This is a genomic window from Sphingobium sp. 3R8, assembly GCF_020166615.1.
GTDB classification, from domain to species: Bacteria; Pseudomonadota; Alphaproteobacteria; order Sphingomonadales; family Sphingomonadaceae; genus Sphingobium; species Sphingobium bisphenolicum.
Genome location: NZ_JAIQXR010000006.1, coordinates 154,971 through 171,843 on the forward strand (window position 1 = coordinate 154,971; position 16,873 = coordinate 171,843).

A 16,873-nucleotide genomic window follows, 5' to 3' on the forward strand; every position below is an offset into this window, starting at 1 on the left:
CCGATTCCTCTCTAATAGATGGGACCGATATCAAATGCTGCATCGATGGCCAAGCGCTTGATGCATCCTCTACGGATTTTCCCAGGTGGCCTCGTAGAACATGGCGATAAAAAGCCAAATATTCTGCTTACTAGCCATATTTTTGCGGGCAGGGTGAATGTCATTCTTTGGCGCCAAGGGGATTGCCTTGCATAAACATATTCGCTAATGTGACCGATATCACGATAAAGCGGATGGCAGATCCGAGAGTGTTGGGAGGATGAAAATATGAATCTTCATTTGGTGTCTCGCTTCAAATACGGGCTTCTGGGCAGTGCGGCGCTGTGCGCCTTGGCCAATGTCGCGTCGGCGCAGGACGCCGCGCCGCCGCCCCAGCCGACGGAGGTCGATGACGCGGCGGCTGCCGACATCGTCGTCACCGGATCGCGCATCGCCCGATCGGGCTTCAACGCGCCGACGCCCGTTACCGTAGTCGGCGGTGAGCGGCTGGAGCAGCGCGCCATCACCAATGTCGGCGACGCGCTCAACGAACTGCCCTCCTTCCGTCCGCTGGTGACGCCGGCGACGCAGCAGGCGGTGGGTGGGAATATCGGCGCGCGCGTACTCGACCTGCGCGGCCTTGGCGCGACCCGGACGCTGGTGCTGCTCGACGGCAAGCGCTTCGTGCCGTCGACCACGCAGGGCACCATCGACGTCAATTTGATCCCCAGTTCGCTGGTGTCGCGCACCGAAGTCGTGACCGGCGGCGCGTCGGCCGCCTATGGCTCGGACGCGGTGGCGGGTGTCGTCAACTTCATCCTCGATCGCAACCTGACCGGCCTCAAAGGATCGATCCAGGCTGGCATATCCGACCGCGGCGATTATGCCGGGCAGAATGCGCAACTCGCCTGGGGCACGAAGTTCGCGGACGACAAGGGTCATTTCATGATCGCGGGCGAATATGATCGGTCGGACGGGATGGGCGATTGCTACACCCGCGACTGGTGTCCGCGCGAGCAGTTGATCGGCAACAGCCCGGCGGGATCGGGCGGCCTGCCCGCCAGCATCCGCGGCGGCCCGGCCGGCACCGGCACCATCTCGTCCGGCGGACTGATCGTCGCCAATTCCGGGCCGTTGCGCGGGCTGGCGTTCAACCCGGATGGCACGACGCACGCTTATGATTTCGGCACCATCTATGGCACCAATCCGTCGCCGCTGTTCACCAAGGGCGGCGAGGAGTCGGTGCGCAACGGTTTTCTGGACGGCATTCTCCTGATCCCGCCGGTCAAGCGTTTCGTCGGCTACAGCCAGGCATCCTATGAATTTTCCGATGCATTGAAGGCCAGTGTCGACCTGTCCTATGCCCGGTCGCAGGGCATGGTGATCGGATCGGTCGCCCGCACGACGCAGACGATCCAACGCAACAACGCCTATCTGCCCGACGGCGTCGCGGCGATCATGGACGCGAATGCCATCACGGCCTTCACCCTAGGCCGCGCGCTGATGGATCTGGGCGGATCGGTCAATCATAGCGACAACAAGACCTATCGGGCGGTGCTGTCGCTGGAAGGCAAGATCAGCGACAACTGGCGCTGGGACGCCTATTATCAATATGGCCGCAACAAGTTCCGCCAGGATTATAGCGGCAACGTCGTCGGGTCGCGGGTCACCAACGCGGCCAATGCGGTCAATGTGAACGGCCAGGTGGTGTGCGGCATCAATGCCGACGCCAGCAGCGCCAATGACGATCCCAACTGCGTGCCGATCAACCTGTTCGGCTCCGGCAATATCTCGCCGGAGGCCGCCGCCTATATCGCGCCGTCGGGCTATCAGACCACTGACACGACCGAGCATGTGGTCGCTGCCAACATCAACGGATCGCTGTTCGCGCTGCCGGGTGGCGACTTCTCGATCGCGGCGGGTGGCGAATATCGCAGCGACAAGGCGGTCGGCGCCGCCGACGCCCTGTCCACCGCCAACGCCTTCTGGTCGTTCAACGGCAAGGCGGTCAATGGCAGCATCCGCGTCGCCGAAGCCTATCTGGAGGCGCAGGCACCGATCCTGAAGGACGCGCCTTTCGCCCAGACGCTGGAACTGAACGGCGCGGTCCGCCGCACCCATTATCGCCGCTCCAGCCCTGGCCTGGACACCACGACGGTCAATGCCACCACCTGGAAACTGGGCGGCATCTATGCGCCGATCGAGGAAGTGCGTTTCCGCGTTACCCGGTCGCGCGACATTCGGGCGCCCAACCTGACCGAATTGTTCGGGCCGGTCACGCTGGGCCGCACGACGATCGTCGATCCGCTCAACAACGGCGCGCAGATTCAGGTCAACAGCTTCTCGGGCGCCAACCAGCAATTGTCGCCGGAAAAGGCCGATACCTGGACGGCGGGCGTGGTGCTGGCGCCCAAGGGCTTTTTGCGCAACTTCCGCTTCTCGGTCGACTATTATGACATCGACCTGCAGGGTGCGATTTCGACGCTGGGCGCGCAGGTGGTGGTCGATCGCTGCGCGGGCGGGCAGACGGCACTGTGCAACTTCGTCCAGCGCGATGCGTCGGGCACGCTCACCAGCGTCAGCGACGTGCTGCAGAATGTCAGCCAGGTGCGCAATCGCGGCATCGATTTCGAGGCGACTTATCGCACCGACGTCGGGTCGCTGGGCAGCCTGGACTTCCGCCTGCTGGCGACCCGTTATCTCAAGCTGGAGATTGGCGGCATCGACCGGACGGGCCAGACCGGCTATCGTCCGGGCACTACCACCGGCGTTCCCGACTGGATCGTGGACGGCACGGTCCTATGGGATCTGGGCAGCGTCGCATTGAACCTGCACGGCAAATATATACCCAAGGGCGTGTTCGACACGACCCTGGTCGGCCCGGAGGATGATGGCTATGCGCCCGGCCTGCCCAACAGCGTCAACAGCAACCGTGTTGCCGGCCGCTTCTATCTCGACCTTGGCGCGACGGTGAAGGTGAACGACCAGTTCGAACTGTTCGGCGTGGTCAACAACCTGCTCGACAAGGACCCGCCGCTCGCCGCCAGCGCGCAGGGGGCCACCAACCAGGTCTATTTCGATCCGATCGGCCGCTACTTCAAGGTCGGCGCGCGCGTCCGCATGTAATTGGTTCAACAAAGGAAACTGGCAAGCACATGGCAAAGAAGACACTGCAACAATTGCTCGAAACCAGCGACAAGTGCATCGTCGCCCCCTGCGTCTATGACTGTGCGTCGGCGCGGGCGGTGGAGATGGTCGGCTTCGAAGCGATGATGCTGTCGGGCGGCGAAGTGTCGATCGCGATGAACGGCGTGATCGACTATGGTTTCAGCAACCTGACCGATGTGGAATGGATCACCAGCCGCATCAGCCAGACATCGCCCATTCCGCTGGCCGCCGATATCGAGGATGGCTTTGGCGGGCCGCTGGCCGTCTATCGCAGCGCCCGGCGCATGGCGATGGCGGGGGCGACCGCGCTCCAGCTGGAGGATGCCGATGATATGGAGGAATCCACCGGCCTGCTGCCGCGCGAACGCTATCTGGAAAAGGTGCGGGCGGCGCTCGCGGCGCTGGAGGGCACCAACTGCTTCCTGATCGCGCGGACCAATGCCGACCCGGAAACGCAGATGGACGAAGGCTGCGAGCGGATGCGGCTGGCGCATGAACTGGGCGCCAAGATGACCACCGTGGTTAAGATCGGTACGCTGGAACATGCCCAATATGTCTCGTCCAGGGTGCCGGGCTGGAAGATGTTCCCCGACGTGCGCAACATCAACGGCAAGCCCGCGGTGACGGTGGATGACATCTATCCGCTCGGCTTCAACATGATGACGATGCACTATACGCTGAAAGCTGCGATGGACGGGATGCTGGAACATGGCATCAGGAACTTCGCTCAGCAGGGCTGCGACTATACCTGCGAGAAGGTGGACGCGACCGGCATCATGGGCATGAGCGCCACGCCGCTGTTCGATCCGCAAAGCTATATGGAACTGGAGGGCCGTTTCTCCGGTCGCGCCAAGGAATACACGATCGTCGGCAATCAGGTCGAAAGCTTCCCAGACGGCTTCGTCCGCTCCTCGATCGACGACCGCCTTTAAGGCTTGAACCCTCTCCCCTGGAAGCCCGGTCGACTGCACGCGACCGGGCTTTTTTTGTGCGCGTCGTAGGAAGGTCGGCGCTTAACTTCGCACATTTCCCGCTGAATGCGGCATTTTGGAACAAATGTTGGACATTTTATGTGGTGGCGGGTGTGGGGCGCGGACGGTGTGAAAGAGCGGGATTCAGGATAGCAGATTGGGTGGAGGTAGGACAGGATTTCGGGTGGGGTCGTTCATCATGGCTATTTGGAGACTGCCTCTCGACGCTGATATATTACACGAGCGGGAGGGGCGGGCCACGGGAGAGGCTCTGACGTAATCAGAATGCGAATCTCAAGCTGCTCGAAGCTGCTTTGTAGCGCATCCCATTCCGTTCCGAAGTCTTCGATTTCTTCTCGATCTTCGGCATCTTCGTGGGCAAGCACGAACGATATCAGCCATAATTGACCGTTATGATCAAGTGTGACTCGTCGAAGGTTGGGTGATGGCAGGCCAAGCATGGCTTGCACAGCAGTCAGTGATTGCAGATTCCACTCTTGCAGTGCTGGCATGATCGTCATGCAAGATTCTTAGCGTCAGATCGGAGTTATATAAATAGCCGATATCTTTCACCTCCAATCGTCATGCTGAACTTGCTTCAGCATCCATCGTGCCGCCGAGTGCTTCGCTCAATTCGGAAAAATGGACCCTGAAACAAGTCCGGGGTGACGGTGCGTTCTGGCGCTGATGTAAGCGCCTTATCCTTCGATCCCCGCCTGCCTTAGCGCCCTGTACGGCTTTAGCGCCAGCAACAGCAGCACGCACATGATCGGGGCGGCGCAGCCGACGACGATGGCGAGGGAATAGCGGATGTCGGTGGGGGCGGTGAAGAGATGGTCGGTCATGAAGCCGATCACCACCGGGCCGATGCCGATCCCGACCAGCGAGATCACCATGATGTAGAGCGCCGTCACTTGGCCCCGCGCGCGGTTGGGGAGGATGAGTTGCAGCGCGGTGCCGGCGCAGGGGACGGGCATGCAGCTGAGGAACATCGCCGGCGCGATCAGCGCCAGCGCGGCCCAGGCGTTGGGCATCAATGGGGCGAGCGTGCCGAAGATGCCGCAGGCGAGGAAGCCGAAGGCTGCGACGCGCAGATGGGCGTCGACATGACCGGCGCGGGTCAGCCGGTCGCTGAGCCAACCGGCGAAATAGGTGCCGCCCGTGCCGCAGATCATCATGATGAGGCCGAAGCCGATGCCGACCTGCGCCGGGGTCCAGCCATAGACGCGGGCGAACAGCGCCGGCGTCCAGACATTGTACGCGAAGTTCACCACCGTCACCATCGAGAAGCCGGCGAACATCAGGGTGAGTGCGCGGCGGCGGGCGCGGATGACGCCCAGCACTTCGGCTATCGTGAGCGGCGTCGTGCCGCCGGGCCCACGCCGTTCCGGCTCCTTCATGAAGAGCAGCAGTGGTGCGAGCAGCAGGCCGGGTGCGCCGACGATCAGGAAGGCGGCCTGCCAGGGTTCCAGGCCAAAGGGCAGGCCGGTGCCGTGCCAGCGTTCGGTGAGCGACTGGAGCAGCTTGCCCCCGGCCATGAAGGCGAGGCCGATGCCGAACGGGGCGCTCAGGAAAAAGATGCTGACGGCGCGGCCGAGCTTTTCGGGCGGGAACAGGTCGCTGAGCAGCGAAAGGCCGCTGGGCGTGACGCTGGCTTCGCCGCAGCCGACCGCGACGCGCGAGAGGAAAAGTTGCGAGAAGTTGCGGGACAAACCCGACGCCATGGAGGCGAGGCTGAAGAAGAAGAGGCTGATGCCCAGCACGATGCGCCGTTCATAGCGGTCGGCCAGGCGGCCGAGCGGCACCGCGCCCAACGTATAGAAGATGCCGAACGCCACGCCCTGCAACAGCGCGAAGCTGGTGTCGTCCAGGCCGAATTCCGCCTTCACCGGCTCGACGGTCAGGTTGAGGACGACGCGGTCGAACTGCGACGCGATCGAGGCGAGCGACAGCAAAAGCGCGACGGTCCAGGCGCGGCGCGGGTTCGGCCATGGGCGGACATCGGCAGTATCGGGAACTGGGATGTCCGGCTGGGGCATCAGGGCCATGGTCTTCCTCTCGTCTTGCGGGCTGGCGACGGCAGCCTCTTTATGATGGGGGCAGCGCGTCTGCGATCCGGCGGACCTGCTCGGCGACGGGCAGATTGCCGTCGATGACAAGCACGCTTTCGTCCGGGCCGGGCGGCTCCAGCGTGGCAAGCTGGCTGTCGAGCAGGGAGGTCGGCATGAAATGGGCGGGCCGCTGGCTCATGCGCCGTTCCAGATCGGCGCGCGACAGATGGGGCAGGGCGAACAGCACATCGCCCACCTGCTGCCGGATCAGGTCGCGATAGTCGCGCTTGAGCGCGGAGCAGGAGGCGACGGCGCCCTGCCGCGAGGCGGTGAGGGCAGTCGCGACATTGCGCAGAAAGGGCTGGCGCGCCTCGTCGTCGAGCGGAATGCCGGCGGTCATGCGGGCGACATTTTCGGGCGGGTGGCAGAGGTCGCCCTCCACGAAGGTCCAGCCCAGATGCTGCGCCAGCGCCTCCGCCAAAGTGGACTTGCCGCAGCCCGCCACACCCATCACCACGACGGCGCGGGTCATGCCGGCTGCTCGCCGTCCATGTCGAACAGGCGCATATAGGCGACGCTGTCGGCCGGGCCGAGGCCGCCGGCGACGGCCATGCGGTGCAGATCGGCGATCAGCGAGGTGACGGGCAGCGGCGTGCGGGTGGCGAGCGCGGAAGCTTGCACCGTCTCCAGATCCTTGAGCATATTGTCGATCCGGCCGGTCGGCGAATAGTCGCGCCGGGCCATTTTCGCCATATATTCCTGGAGGATACGGCTGTCGGCGCGGCCACCGGCGAGCGCGGCGGGGATCAGGGTGGCATCCACGCCATGCGCCTCGGCAAAGCGGACGGCTTCTGCCACCGCCATGATATAATTGGCGCACAATATCTGGTTGATGAGCTTGACCGTCTGGCCCGCGCCCGGCGCGCCGAAGCGGGTTATGTTGGCGGACAGCAGGTTCAGCACCGGCCGGGCGCGATCGACATCCTCCGTCGCGCCGCCGACCATGAGGGTCAGCTTGCCCCGCGCGGCGGCGGGTGCGCCGCCCGACAGGGGGGCATCGACCCAGCCCATGCCGGTCTCGTCGCGCAGGCGTTGCGCCAGGGCGGCGGTGCGGTCTGCGGCGATGCTGGACATGTCGATCAGCAATTTGCCCACGTCCGCCGCTTGCGCGACGCCATCGGGGCCGAAGATGGCCCGTTCCACGATGGCGGCGCTGTTGAGGCTGATGATGACATGGCTGGCATGAGCTGCGGCATCGCGCGCGCTGGCGGCGGCGGTGGCGCCGCGGGCGACCAAGGGCGCCATCTGCACGGGATCGCGGTCGTAGAGGTGGAGGCCGACCCCGCTATCGAGCAGGCGACCGGCGATCGCCGATCCCATCACGCCCACGCCGATGACCGCAAGCTGCATATTATCTGTCCCTTACCGAAGCGCGCTCGACGATGCGCAGGCCGACATCGAGGGTCGATGGGGCCGGGGTGGCGTCGCTGGCGAGCAGATCGACCAGCATCTTGCCGGTGCGCAGCCCCAGCGCGTGAAAATCGACGTGGATGGTGGTGAGCGCCGGGTTGATTTCCCGGCCGATCTCGAAATCGCCGAAGCCCATGATGGAGATATCGTCGGGGATGCGCAGGTTCATCCGCTGCGCCTCCATCACCGCGCCGACGGCGGACAGGTCCGACACGGCGAAGATCGCCTCTATGTCCGGCTGCCGTTCGACCAGCGCGCGGAAGGCGGCGGCGCCGTGGTGGAAGCTGACCGGGGCGGTGCCGTGGCGCAGCACGCCGTCGGTCGAACGGCGGGCCAGGCGCAGTTCTTCCTCGAAACCGCGCATACGCTCTTCGCCGCGATGGTCGGTCACTTCGCCTTCGGGCGAGGCGGCGATCGCGCCGATCCGGGTGAAGCCGCGATCGAGCAGATAGCGCGCGGCGGTGCGGCCGACCTGATAGTTGGAAAAGCCGATCGCATGTTCGATCGGCTGGCTTGGCAGGTCGGCAATTTCCACCACCGGCACGTCGGCGGCCATCAACATGCGCGACGCATTGCGCCGGTGCATGGCGCCGGTCAGCACGATCGCTTCGGGGCGGCGGGCGAGCAGGTTGAGGAGCTGCCGCTCCTCTTCCGCCATGTCATAGTCGGTATAGGCGATCAGCAGGTGATAATTGGCCTCCCGCAGCGCTTCGGTCAGGCCGTGGGCGACCGCGGCGAAGTTGGCGTTGGTCAGCGTCGGCAGCATCAGCGCAATGAAGCCGGTGCGGCGGCTCGACAGGCTGCCGGCGGTCTTGTCAGGGACATAGCCCAGGTCCGCCACCGCCTTGAGCACCTTGTCGCGCGTGGTGGGCAGCACCAGTTCGGGATCGCTCAGCACCCGCGACACCGTCATGCGCGATACGCCCGCCAGACGCGACACGTCGCGGATGGTCGGTCGCTGCGACGCGCGCCGGCCGGGTTTCGGTTCGGCAGGGGCGGCGGTATCGCGGGGGGGACGGCTCATGAGCGGGGCTTTCCTGATGGCTGCTATCCGTGTCGCATATCAGCGTCAGGCGGTGGCGGCCACTGCGTTGCCGCCGCTGATGGCGTGGTAGAAGCGGCCCTCGAACATCTCCAGCAGCTCCAGCGTCAGGGCGCGTGCCTGGGTGCGGATGGGGGAGGCCAGCGCCTCCTCCAGCGCGGCGAGCGAGGGATAGTCGACCTGCTGCATCATCGCGATCGGCGGCGCGCCGTCATCGACCTGATCCACGAAGAAGAGGCGGACGTTGCTGCCATGGGGGAACTGGCCCCAGAGCGGGGCGAGGCGGGTGCGGACGTCCTCGCGGAAACGGTCCTCGAAACCCGGCTTGATCGTGCCCTCGAAAATGGCGGTGCGTGTGATCACAGGATATCCTCGTTGATGGCGATGTGCAGTTTGACGAAGCGCGAGCGGTCGCCGGCCTGTTCGAAGGCATCGACCGAGCGGTCGAGCGGGAAGGTGCCCGACAGGATCGGGCTGACGTCGATGGCGCCGCTGACGATCAGGTCGACGGCGAGGCGGAATTCGCCATTGGCGCGGAAGGCGCCGACAAATTCGATCTCGCGCGATTGCAGCGGGTTGACCGGGATCGGCGCGGTGCCGGGGGGCAGCATTCCGACCTGGACGATGCGGCCGCCGCGCCGGACGATGGGGAAGAGCGAGAGCAAGGCCGACGGCGCGCCGGAGGCTTCGAAGGCGACGTCGAAATGACCGGCGGGGCTGGCATAGGTGCCGAGTCCGTCCGGGTCGCGCGCGACGTTGATCGTGCCGGTCGCGCCCATATGGTCGCGCGCGACGGCAAGTGCGGCATCCTCGACATCGGTGCAGACCACTTCGATTGCGCCGGCATATAGGGCGCAGCGCGCGGTCAGCAGGCCGATCGGGCCGGAGCCGGTGACGATGACGCGCTTGCCCAGCAGTGGCCCGGCGCGGTTCACGGCGTGGAGACCGACCGACAGGGGTTCGGCGACGGACAAGGCGAGCAGGTCGGTGTCGGCCGGGACGGGAATGATCTGGTCGCCGCGCAGGATCAGCGTCTGCGCGAAGCCGCCCTGGACATGGGGGAAGCGACCCGCGCTGCCCAGGAAGACCATGTCGGTGCAGAGGTTCATGCGGCCGGCGCGGCAATAGTCGCAGGTGAGGCAGGGGCGGCTGGGGTCGAGCGCGGCCTTCATGCCCGGCGCGACATGGGTCACGGCCGATCCGGTTTCGACGACGACGCCTGAAATCTCATGCCCTAACGCCATCGGTTCGCGCACCGCGAAATCGCCCACGGCGCCACGATGATAATAGTGCATGTCCGATCCGCAGATGCCGCCATAGGCGACGCCGACGCGTACCTCGTCAGGCGCCAGGGCGCGCTCCGGGCGGGCCTCCACCCGCAGATCCTTCTTCCCATGACATATTGCAGCCAGCATAACGCTCTCCTTACATGGGACCGATATCATTTGGCACATATGATCGCAATATCCAATATTTGCGACGATATGACAATTTTCAAGATTGCAATGTGACCGGTCACGTAATAGGCAAAAAGCGTGATGGAGGTTTGTGACTATGTCTTTTTTCAGTCTTGATGGCCGCACCGCACTGGTGACCGGCGCGGCGCGTGGCATCGGTTTCGCGATCGCCGACGCGCTGGGCCAGGCGGGCGCGCGTGTCGTCCTGAACGGGCGCAGCCAGGATGCGCTGGATGCCGCAGCCGTGATCCTGCGGGACAAGGGCGTGGATGTCGCGACCAGCCTGTTCGACGTCACCGATCAAACTGCGGTCAAGGCCGGCATCGCCGCGGTGGAGCGGGATGTCGGAGCGATCGATATCCTCGTCAACAATGCCGGCATCCAGCGCCGCGCGCCGCTCGACAGATTCGATGATGATGACTGGCGCGACCTGATGGCGACCAATCTGGACAGCGTCTATTATGTCAGCAAGGCGGTCGCGCCGCACATGATCGCCCGCGGGCAAGGCAAGATCATCAATATCGGCAGCGTCCAGTGCGAACTGGCCCGTCCCGGCATCGCGCCCTATACCGCCAGCAAGGGCGCGGTGAAGAATCTGACCAAGGGCATGTGCGCGGACTGGGCGCGGCATGGATTGCAGGTCAATGCGATCGGGCCGGGCTATTTCGACACGCCGCTCAACAAGGCATTGGTGGAAGATCCGGTGTTCGACGCCTGGCTGTGCCAGCGCACGCCCGCCGGGCGGTGGGGCAAGCTGGAGGAACTGCACGGCGCGGCCGTCTTCCTTGCCTCCTCCGCCTCCAATTTCGTGAACGGCCAGACCATCTATGTCGATGGCGGCATCCTGTCGGTGATTTGAGGAGTGACTATCATGGCCGACACGATCGCATTGCAGCTTTGCCCGCTGTCCGAGTATCTGGAAGCGGAACTGGCCGCCCGCTGCCCGTCGCTGCGCTGGTTCGAGATGGACGATGCGGCGCGGACTGGCTGGCTGGAGGCGAATGCTGGCAAGGTGGCGCTGGTGGTGACCGGCGGGCATCTGGGCTGTTCCAACGATCTGATCGCGGCATTGCCGTCGCTCAAGCTGATCGCCATCAACGGCGTGGGCTATGACAAGGTCGATGTGGCCTTCGCCAATGGGCGCGGCGTCGATGTCAGCACCACGCCCGATGTGTTGACCGATGATGTCGCCGACCTGGCGGTGGGCCTGACGATCGGCCTGCTACGCCGCCTGCCCGCGGCCGATCGCTTCGTGCGCGATGGCCGCTGGATGGAGGAGGCGTTCCCGCTGGGACGTAAGGTCAGCGGCCGACGCTTCGGCATCGTCGGGCTGGGCCGGATCGGCCGGGCGATCGCCGATCGCCTGAGCGGCTTTGGCACGGTGGCCTATCATGGCCGGTCGGCCAAGGACGCGCCCTATCGCTTCGAATCCGATCTGGCGGCGCTGGCGCGCGAGAGCGACATTTTGGTGCTGGCCTGCGCCGCGACCGAGGCGACCCGCAACCTGATCGACGCCGGCATCCTGACGGCGCTGGGAGCCGAGGGCTATCTGGTCAATGTCGCGCGCGGATCGGTGGTGGACGAGGCGGCGCTGATCGCGGCGCTGCACAGCGGCGGCATCGCAGGCGCAGCGCTCGATGTGTTCGCGGAAGAGCCGTCGGCCCCGGCCGGCCTGATCGCCAGCGACCGGACGCATCTGGCCCCGCATATCGCCAGCGCGACGGTGGAGACGCGGATCGCCATGGCCGATCTGGTGCTCGCCAATGTCGATGCGCTGCTGGCCGGAAGGCGGCCGCCCACGGCGCTGGACCTGTCATGACCGGGCGCGTCGCGGTCATCACCGGCGCGGGCAGCGGCATCGGCTGCGCCGTGGCGATCGCGCTCGACCGGCGCGGCTATCGGCTGGCGCTGGCCGGGCGACGGGCCGACAGTCTGGCGGAGACGCGCGCCTTGATGGATGGGGACGGGGAGGCGCATGTGCTGGTCCCGACCGACGTCACCGATGCGGCCAGCGTGGCGGCTTTGTTCGAGGCCACGGTGGATGCGTTCGGCCGGGTCGACCTGCTGTTCAACAATGCCGGGGTCAATGTGGTGGACGTGCCGATCGACCAACTGGCGGAGGGCGACTGGCGGCGGGTGATCGACACCAACCTGACCGGGGCCTTCCTCTGCCTGCAGGCGGCCTTCCGTGCGATGAAGGCGCAACAACCGCAGGGTGGCCGGATCATCAACAACGGGTCGATTTCCGCCCATAGCCCGCGGCCCCGATCGATCGCCTATACCGCCAGCAAACATGCGATCACCGGGATTACCAAATCGGCGGCGCTGGACGGGCGGCCGTTCGGCATCAGTTGCAGCCAGATCGACATCGGCAATGCCAGCAGCGCCATGGGCCAGCGCATGTCCGCGGGCGTGCCGCAGGCCAATGGCGAATGCGCGCCCGAACCGGTGATGGACGTGGCGCAGGTGGGCGAGGCGATCGCCTATATGGACGGCCTGCCGCCAGAAGCGACGGTGCAGTTCATGACGCTGATGGCGACCAACATGCCCTTCGTCGGGCGCGGCTGAGGGCCGGGCTTACGTCCTGCAAGCCCGGTCGGTCCAGTCGGTTCAGCGGTCCGCCTTGTCCGCGGCCTGGCGCGCGGCGCGTTGCCGGGCGTCGGTCGCGGTCACGATGCCGTCCTTGTCCTTGTCCAGCACGCCGAAGCGGACATGGGTCTGGCGAATCTGGCGCTGCCGTTCCTCGACTTTCTTCTCTTCGCCGCGCCCGGATGCGGCGGGAGGAAGGGCGGGTGCAGGTCCGCTTCGTCCTCGACCGCGCCGGCATGTTGCTGGAAGGGGCGATCGTCCGGGGATCGGGCCATGCCGTGCTGGACGAGGAGGCCGAAGCGAGGCTGCGCCGCGCCTCCCCCTATCCGCGCCCGCCCGCCGAATTGCCCGGCGAGCGCAGGGAATTTACCGTGCCGATCAAGTTCATCCTGCCGGTCTGAGCGGGATGGCCGCGCCATTGCGCGCGCCGATGCCCGCCAGGCTCGCTTTGCAATCAGTCTGTCACGGACGCGATCTAGCAAGGGTTCCATTGACATTCCGCCCGACCGGGAGACGATTCGGATGAACGCGACGATCGCAATGGAAGGGCGCAGCGTCCGCCCGGACCTCGACAAGGGGCTGGGCCTCGCCGGGACTGTGGGCATCGGGGCCGCGATTGTCGTCGCGCTGCTCTACGTCGCCTACAGCATCTATGCCGACGCCAGCCTGGCAGGGGTTCAGGCCACGACCTATCTGCCGTTCATCCTGCTGTTCATCGCCCTGCTCATCGCGCTGGGCTTCGAGTTCGTGAACGGTTTCCACGACACCGCCAATGCGGTCGCGACGGTGATCTATACCAATGCGATGCCGGCCAATGTCGCGGTGGTATGGTCGGGCTTCTTCAATTTCCTCGGGGTGCTGTTGTCGAGCGGGGCGGTGGCGTTCGGGATCGTCTCGCTGCTGCCGGTGGAACTGATCCTGCAGGTGGGATCGAGCGCCGGTTTCGCCATGGTGTTCGCGCTGCTGATCGCGGCGATCCTGTGGAATCTGGCCACCTGGTGGCTGGGCATTCCTTCGTCCAGTTCGCACACGCTGATCGGATCGATCATCGGCGTGGGCGTCGCCAATGCGATGATGCACGGCAAGAGCGGGACGGCGGGCGTCGACTGGAGCAAGGCGACCGAGATCGGCCAGGCGCTGCTGCTGTCGCCGCTGATCGGGTTCGGCATGGCGGCGCTGCTGTTCATCGCGATGAAGATCCTCGTGCGCAAGGAAGAACTGTATCAGGAGCCCAAGGACGGCGTCCCGCCCCCGCCCTGGATACGCGCGCTGTTGATCTTCACCTGCACCGGCGTCAGCTTTGCCCATGGCTCCAATGACGGGCAGAAGGGCATGGGCCTCATCATGCTGATCCTGATCGGCACGGTGCCCACCGCTTATGCGCTGAACCGTGCGGTGCCGGAACGCTATGCGATCGAGTTCCATCACAATTCGATCGCCGCGGTCCAGGCGCTGGGCGTCAGGCCGGCCGCTGACGCCGATCCTGCACAGGCGCGCCAGGCCGTCACCCGCTATATCGCCGACAAGCGCGTGTCGGACGCGACCGTCCCGGCGCTGGCCGTGCTGATCCAGGATGTGGACCGTCAGGTGCTGGAATATGGATCGCTGGCGAAGGTGCCGGCCGCCGCCGTCAGCAATATCCGCAACGATATGTATCTGGCGTCCGAAGCGATCAAGCGGTTGGGCAAGGACAAGGAAGCCGCGCTGCCGCAGGCCAGCGGGACGGCGCTGACCGCCTATAAGGGGTCGCTGGATGCGGGCACGCGCTTCATCCCGACCTGGGTGAAGGTCGCGGTCGCCTTCGCGCTGGGTCTGGGCACCATGGTCGGGTGGAAACGGATCGTCGTCACCGTGGGCGAAAAGATCGGCAAGTCGCATCTCACCTATGCGCAGGGCGCGTCCGCCGAACTCGTGGCGATGGGAACGATCTTCGGCGCGGACCATCTGGGGCTGCCGGTTTCGACCACCCATGTGCTGTCGTCCGGCGTCGCCGGCACCATGGCGGCGAACCGGTCGGGCTTGCAGATGAACACCATCCGCAACCTGTTGATGGCCTGGGTGCTGACCCTGCCGGTGTCGATCGGCCTTGCCGGGCTGCTCTACATGCTCTTCTCCCGGATTTTCTGAGGGGGCGCGCCATAGCGACGGACGAAGAACCGATTTTCCGCGTCCCCGTGCCGGACCAGGGCATGGGGCCGGGCCTTATCTGGGGCCTCGATTTTTCGGGCGACGGCGGCGTGAGCCCCGTCGCCCGATGCGATTCGGATCAAGGCGGCAGGTTTCGCTGGCTGCATCTCAACCTGGCCGACCATGGCACGCGCCGATGGATCGCCCACTCGGAAGCGTTTTCGCCGCAGATCGGCGATCTGCTGCTGTCTCCGGAAACGCACCAGCAGGCAGTGGTCGAGGGCGACAGCGTCGGCTGCGTGCTGCATGATTTCGAACGGGACTTCGACGTGGCGGATACCGAACGGATCGGCGCGCTGCGCATCGCGCTGACGCCTAGCCTGATGCTGACGACGCGGCTGCATCCGCTGCGATCGGCCGATATCGCCCGGCGCCGACTGGAACGGGGCGGCGGGGTCACGATCAACGGGCCGGCGCAGGCGCTGGACCTGCTGGTGGGCGCTATCACCGCCAATATCGCGGAGATCGCCCGCTCGCTCAGCCAGGATGTGCAGACGGCGGAGGATGGGCTGCTCGACGGTCGCCATCCACCCGCCCCGCGCGACCTGATCCGAATCCGTCGCCGCCTGGCGCAGCTTCATCGATTGCTGATCGGAATGCGCGGGGTGTTCCAGCGGCTGGAAGAGGATGAGGAACTGCCCGAACCGCTATTGGCCACGGTCGAAAAACTGGCCCAGCGGCTCCAGTCGCTCGATGCCGACATATTGGGGGTTCAGGCCCAGTTGCGCCAGTTGCGGGACGAGGTGGACATCCAGGCGGCGCAGCGCACCAACCAGAATCTCTACATGCTCTCGATCGTGACCGCGTTGATGCTGCCCGCCACGCTGGTCACGGGCCTGTTCGGCATGAACACCGGCGGGATGCCGCTGGCCGATGGCCCGCATGGCACGCTGGTCGCGACGCTGATCGCGGCGAGCGCCGCTGGCGTCACCTATTGGCTGCTGCGCTGGATGGGCTTCATGCGGCGCTAGCCGGCGTGACGCGCGGGCAAGCTGGACAGGCTTCAGAAGCGGTCGGGAACGATCATCTCCGGCGGCACGGGGTGGCGGTTATAGTCCGCATGCCGCACCCGGTCGGGCAGCACCACCGGCATCTTGGGCACATCCTCATAGGGAATCTGGTCCAGCAGATGCGCGATGCAGTTGATGCGCGCGCGCTTCTTGTCGACCGCCTCTACCACCCACCAGGGCGCTTCGGGGATATGGGTGCGTTCCAGCATCGCTTCCTTGGCGCGGGTATAATCTTCCCAGCGGCGGCGCGATTCCACGTCCATGGGCGACAATTTCCACTGTTTGAGCGGATCGTGGATGCGCATGGCGAAGCGGAACTGCTGTTCGTCGTCGGTGATGGAGAACCAATATTTGATCAGGAGGATGCCCGAGCGCACCAGCATCCGCTCGAATTCCGGCACGGACCGGAAAAATTCCTCCACATCCGTCTCCGAGCAAAAGCCCATCACCCGCTCGACGCCGGCGCGATTATACCAGCTGCGATCGAACAGCACGATCTCCCCCGCAGCCGGCAGATGGGCGGTATAGCGCTGGAAATACCATTGGGTGCGTTCGCGTTCGTTGGGCGCAGGCAGCGCGGCGACGCGGCAGACCCGCGGGTTCAGGCGCTGGGTGATGCGCTTGATCGCGCCGCCCTTGCCGGCCGAATCGCGGCCCTCGAACAGCACGACGACCTTCAGCCCCTTGTGCACGACCCAATCCTGGAGCCGCACAAGTTCATGCTGCAGGCGGAACAGTTCGCGGAAATAGACGCGGCGCTCCATCTGCTGGCGCTCGGGATGCTCCTCCATGTCGGCGAGCATCGTCTCCAGCCGATCCTCGTCGATCTCCATCTCCAGCTCTTCGTCGAAACTGTCGGCGATCTCCGCTTTGATACGTTCCATGGCGAAGCCGGACTGGTCTTCCAAGTGCATGTGCGGCCCTTCCGATGCGTCAGCGATGACGCCTT

At 65.3% G+C, this 16,873-nt stretch carries 16 protein-coding genes; 8 read left to right on the forward strand and 8 right to left on the reverse strand.

The features are described 5' to 3' along the window. Window positions 1-267 precede the first annotated feature (267 nt). On the forward strand, window positions 268-3,105 hold the full coding sequence (locus tag K9B33_RS08040) for a TonB-dependent receptor (protein ID WP_224547961.1): 2,838 nt from the start codon (window positions 268-270) through the stop codon (window positions 3,103-3,105). A 29-nt stretch (window positions 3,106-3,134) separates the two neighbouring features. Continuing rightward, complete coding sequence (locus tag K9B33_RS08045; RefSeq protein WP_224547962.1) at window positions 3,135-4,079, forward strand: oxaloacetate decarboxylase; 945 nt, start codon at window positions 3,135-3,137, stop codon at window positions 4,077-4,079. A 242-nt stretch (window positions 4,080-4,321) separates the two neighbouring features. On the opposite strand, the gene K9B33_RS08050 is transcribed toward K9B33_RS08045, so the two are convergent. The 7 genes from K9B33_RS08050 to K9B33_RS08080 all read right to left on the reverse strand — a co-directional run bounded on the left by K9B33_RS08050 (window position 4,322) and on the right by K9B33_RS08080 (window position 10,096). Beyond that, the gene (locus tag K9B33_RS08050; protein ID WP_224547963.1) at window positions 4,322-4,639 is read right to left on the reverse strand and encodes a hypothetical protein; all 318 of its coding nucleotides are present in this window, start codon (window positions 4,637-4,639) and stop codon (window positions 4,322-4,324) included. Window positions 4,640-4,816: 177 nt separating this feature from the next. After that, window positions 4,817-6,166 carry an MFS transporter gene (locus K9B33_RS08055; RefSeq protein WP_224547964.1) on the reverse strand — a complete coding sequence of 450 codons (1,350 nt, stop codon included), beginning with the start codon at window positions 6,164-6,166 and terminating at the stop codon, window positions 4,817-4,819. Between the two features lie 40 nt (window positions 6,167-6,206). Continuing rightward, window positions 6,207-6,701, reverse strand: coding sequence for a gluconokinase (locus K9B33_RS08060; RefSeq protein WP_224547965.1), 495 nt, complete (start codon window positions 6,699-6,701; stop codon window positions 6,207-6,209). Further along, a complete protein-coding gene (locus tag K9B33_RS08065; protein ID WP_224547966.1) occupies window positions 6,698-7,579 on the reverse strand; it encodes an NAD(P)-dependent oxidoreductase in 882 nt (293 codons plus the stop codon). The genes K9B33_RS08060 and K9B33_RS08065 overlap by 4 nt, the downstream gene beginning before the upstream one ends. A gap of 1 nt (window position 7,580) precedes the next feature. Then, a complete protein-coding gene (locus K9B33_RS08070) occupies window positions 7,581-8,663 on the reverse strand; it encodes a LacI family DNA-binding transcriptional regulator (protein WP_224547967.1) in 1,083 nt (360 codons plus the stop codon). A gap of 45 nt (window positions 8,664-8,708) precedes the next feature. Continuing rightward, window positions 8,709-9,044, reverse strand: coding sequence for a hypothetical protein (locus K9B33_RS08075; RefSeq protein WP_224547968.1), 336 nt, complete (start codon window positions 9,042-9,044; stop codon window positions 8,709-8,711). Next, a complete protein-coding gene (locus K9B33_RS08080; protein ID WP_224547969.1) occupies window positions 9,041-10,096 on the reverse strand; it encodes an L-idonate 5-dehydrogenase in 1,056 nt (351 codons plus the stop codon). The genes K9B33_RS08075 and K9B33_RS08080 overlap by 4 nt, the downstream gene beginning before the upstream one ends. Before the next feature lie 139 nt (window positions 10,097-10,235). Here K9B33_RS08080 and K9B33_RS08085 point away from each other — a divergent pair, with 139 nt between their 5' ends. From K9B33_RS08085 to K9B33_RS08110, 6 genes are all read left to right on the forward strand, one after another. Beyond that, entirely contained in the window at window positions 10,236-10,997 is a 762-nt protein-coding gene (locus tag K9B33_RS08085; protein ID WP_224547971.1) for an SDR family oxidoreductase, read from the forward strand. 12 nt (window positions 10,998-11,009) lie between these two features. Beyond that, complete coding sequence (locus tag K9B33_RS08090; RefSeq protein WP_224547972.1) at window positions 11,010-11,957, forward strand: 2-hydroxyacid dehydrogenase; 948 nt, start codon at window positions 11,010-11,012, stop codon at window positions 11,955-11,957. Continuing rightward, on the forward strand, window positions 11,954-12,706 hold the full coding sequence (locus K9B33_RS08095) for an SDR family oxidoreductase (protein ID WP_224547974.1): 753 nt from the start codon (window positions 11,954-11,956) through the stop codon (window positions 12,704-12,706). The genes K9B33_RS08090 and K9B33_RS08095 overlap by 4 nt, the downstream gene beginning before the upstream one ends. Window positions 12,707-12,930: 224 nt before the next feature. Further along, entirely contained in the window at window positions 12,931-13,128 is a 198-nt protein-coding gene (locus K9B33_RS08100; protein WP_318011094.1) for an energy transducer TonB, read from the forward strand. A 121-nt stretch (window positions 13,129-13,249) separates the two neighbouring features. Further along, entirely contained in the window at window positions 13,250-14,854 is a 1,605-nt protein-coding gene (locus K9B33_RS08105) for an inorganic phosphate transporter (RefSeq protein ID WP_224547977.1), read from the forward strand. 62 nt (window positions 14,855-14,916) lie between these two features. Next, window positions 14,917-15,885, forward strand: a complete 969-nt coding sequence (locus K9B33_RS08110; protein ID WP_224547979.1) for a CorA family divalent cation transporter — start codon at window positions 14,917-14,919, stop codon at window positions 15,883-15,885. Window positions 15,886-15,917: 32 nt separating this feature from the next. Here K9B33_RS08110 and ppk2 read toward each other — a convergent pair whose 3' ends face one another. Then, the gene (ppk2, locus tag K9B33_RS08115; protein WP_224547980.1) at window positions 15,918-16,838 is read right to left on the reverse strand and encodes a polyphosphate kinase 2; all 921 of its coding nucleotides are present in this window, start codon (window positions 16,836-16,838) and stop codon (window positions 15,918-15,920) included. Window positions 16,839-16,873: the final 35 nt, after the last annotated feature.

Bases quoted from the DNA above. Each gene is read 5' to 3' on its own strand.
- K9B33_RS08040 (WP_224547961.1), top strand. From the start codon at position 268: ATGAATCTTCATTTGGTGTCTCGCTTCAAATACGGGCTTCTGGGCAGT.
- K9B33_RS08045 (WP_224547962.1), top strand. From the start codon at position 3,135: ATGGCAAAGAAGACACTGCAACAATTGCTCGAAACCAGCGACAAGTGC.
- K9B33_RS08050 (WP_224547963.1), bottom strand. From the start codon at position 4,639: ATGACGATCATGCCAGCACTGCAAGAGTGGAATCTGCAATCACTGACT.
- K9B33_RS08055 (WP_224547964.1), bottom strand. From the start codon at position 6,166: ATGGCCCTGATGCCCCAGCCGGACATCCCAGTTCCCGATACTGCCGAT.
- K9B33_RS08060 (WP_224547965.1), bottom strand. From the start codon at position 6,701: ATGACCCGCGCCGTCGTGGTGATGGGTGTGGCGGGCTGCGGCAAGTCC.
- K9B33_RS08065 (WP_224547966.1), bottom strand. From the start codon at position 7,579: ATGCAGCTTGCGGTCATCGGCGTGGGCGTGATGGGATCGGCGATCGCC.
- K9B33_RS08070 (WP_224547967.1), bottom strand. From the start codon at position 8,663: ATGAGCCGTCCCCCCCGCGATACCGCCGCCCCTGCCGAACCGAAACCC.
- K9B33_RS08080 (WP_224547969.1), bottom strand. From the start codon at position 10,096: ATGCTGGCTGCAATATGTCATGGGAAGAAGGATCTGCGGGTGGAGGCC.
- K9B33_RS08085 (WP_224547971.1), top strand. From the start codon at position 10,236: ATGTCTTTTTTCAGTCTTGATGGCCGCACCGCACTGGTGACCGGCGCG.
- K9B33_RS08090 (WP_224547972.1), top strand. From the start codon at position 11,010: ATGGCCGACACGATCGCATTGCAGCTTTGCCCGCTGTCCGAGTATCTG.
- K9B33_RS08095 (WP_224547974.1), top strand. From the start codon at position 11,954: ATGACCGGGCGCGTCGCGGTCATCACCGGCGCGGGCAGCGGCATCGGC.
- K9B33_RS08105 (WP_224547977.1), top strand. From the start codon at position 13,250: ATGAACGCGACGATCGCAATGGAAGGGCGCAGCGTCCGCCCGGACCTC.
- K9B33_RS08110 (WP_224547979.1), top strand. From the start codon at position 14,917: ATGGGGCCGGGCCTTATCTGGGGCCTCGATTTTTCGGGCGACGGCGGC.
- ppk2 (WP_224547980.1), bottom strand. From the start codon at position 16,838: ATGCACTTGGAAGACCAGTCCGGCTTCGCCATGGAACGTATCAAAGCG.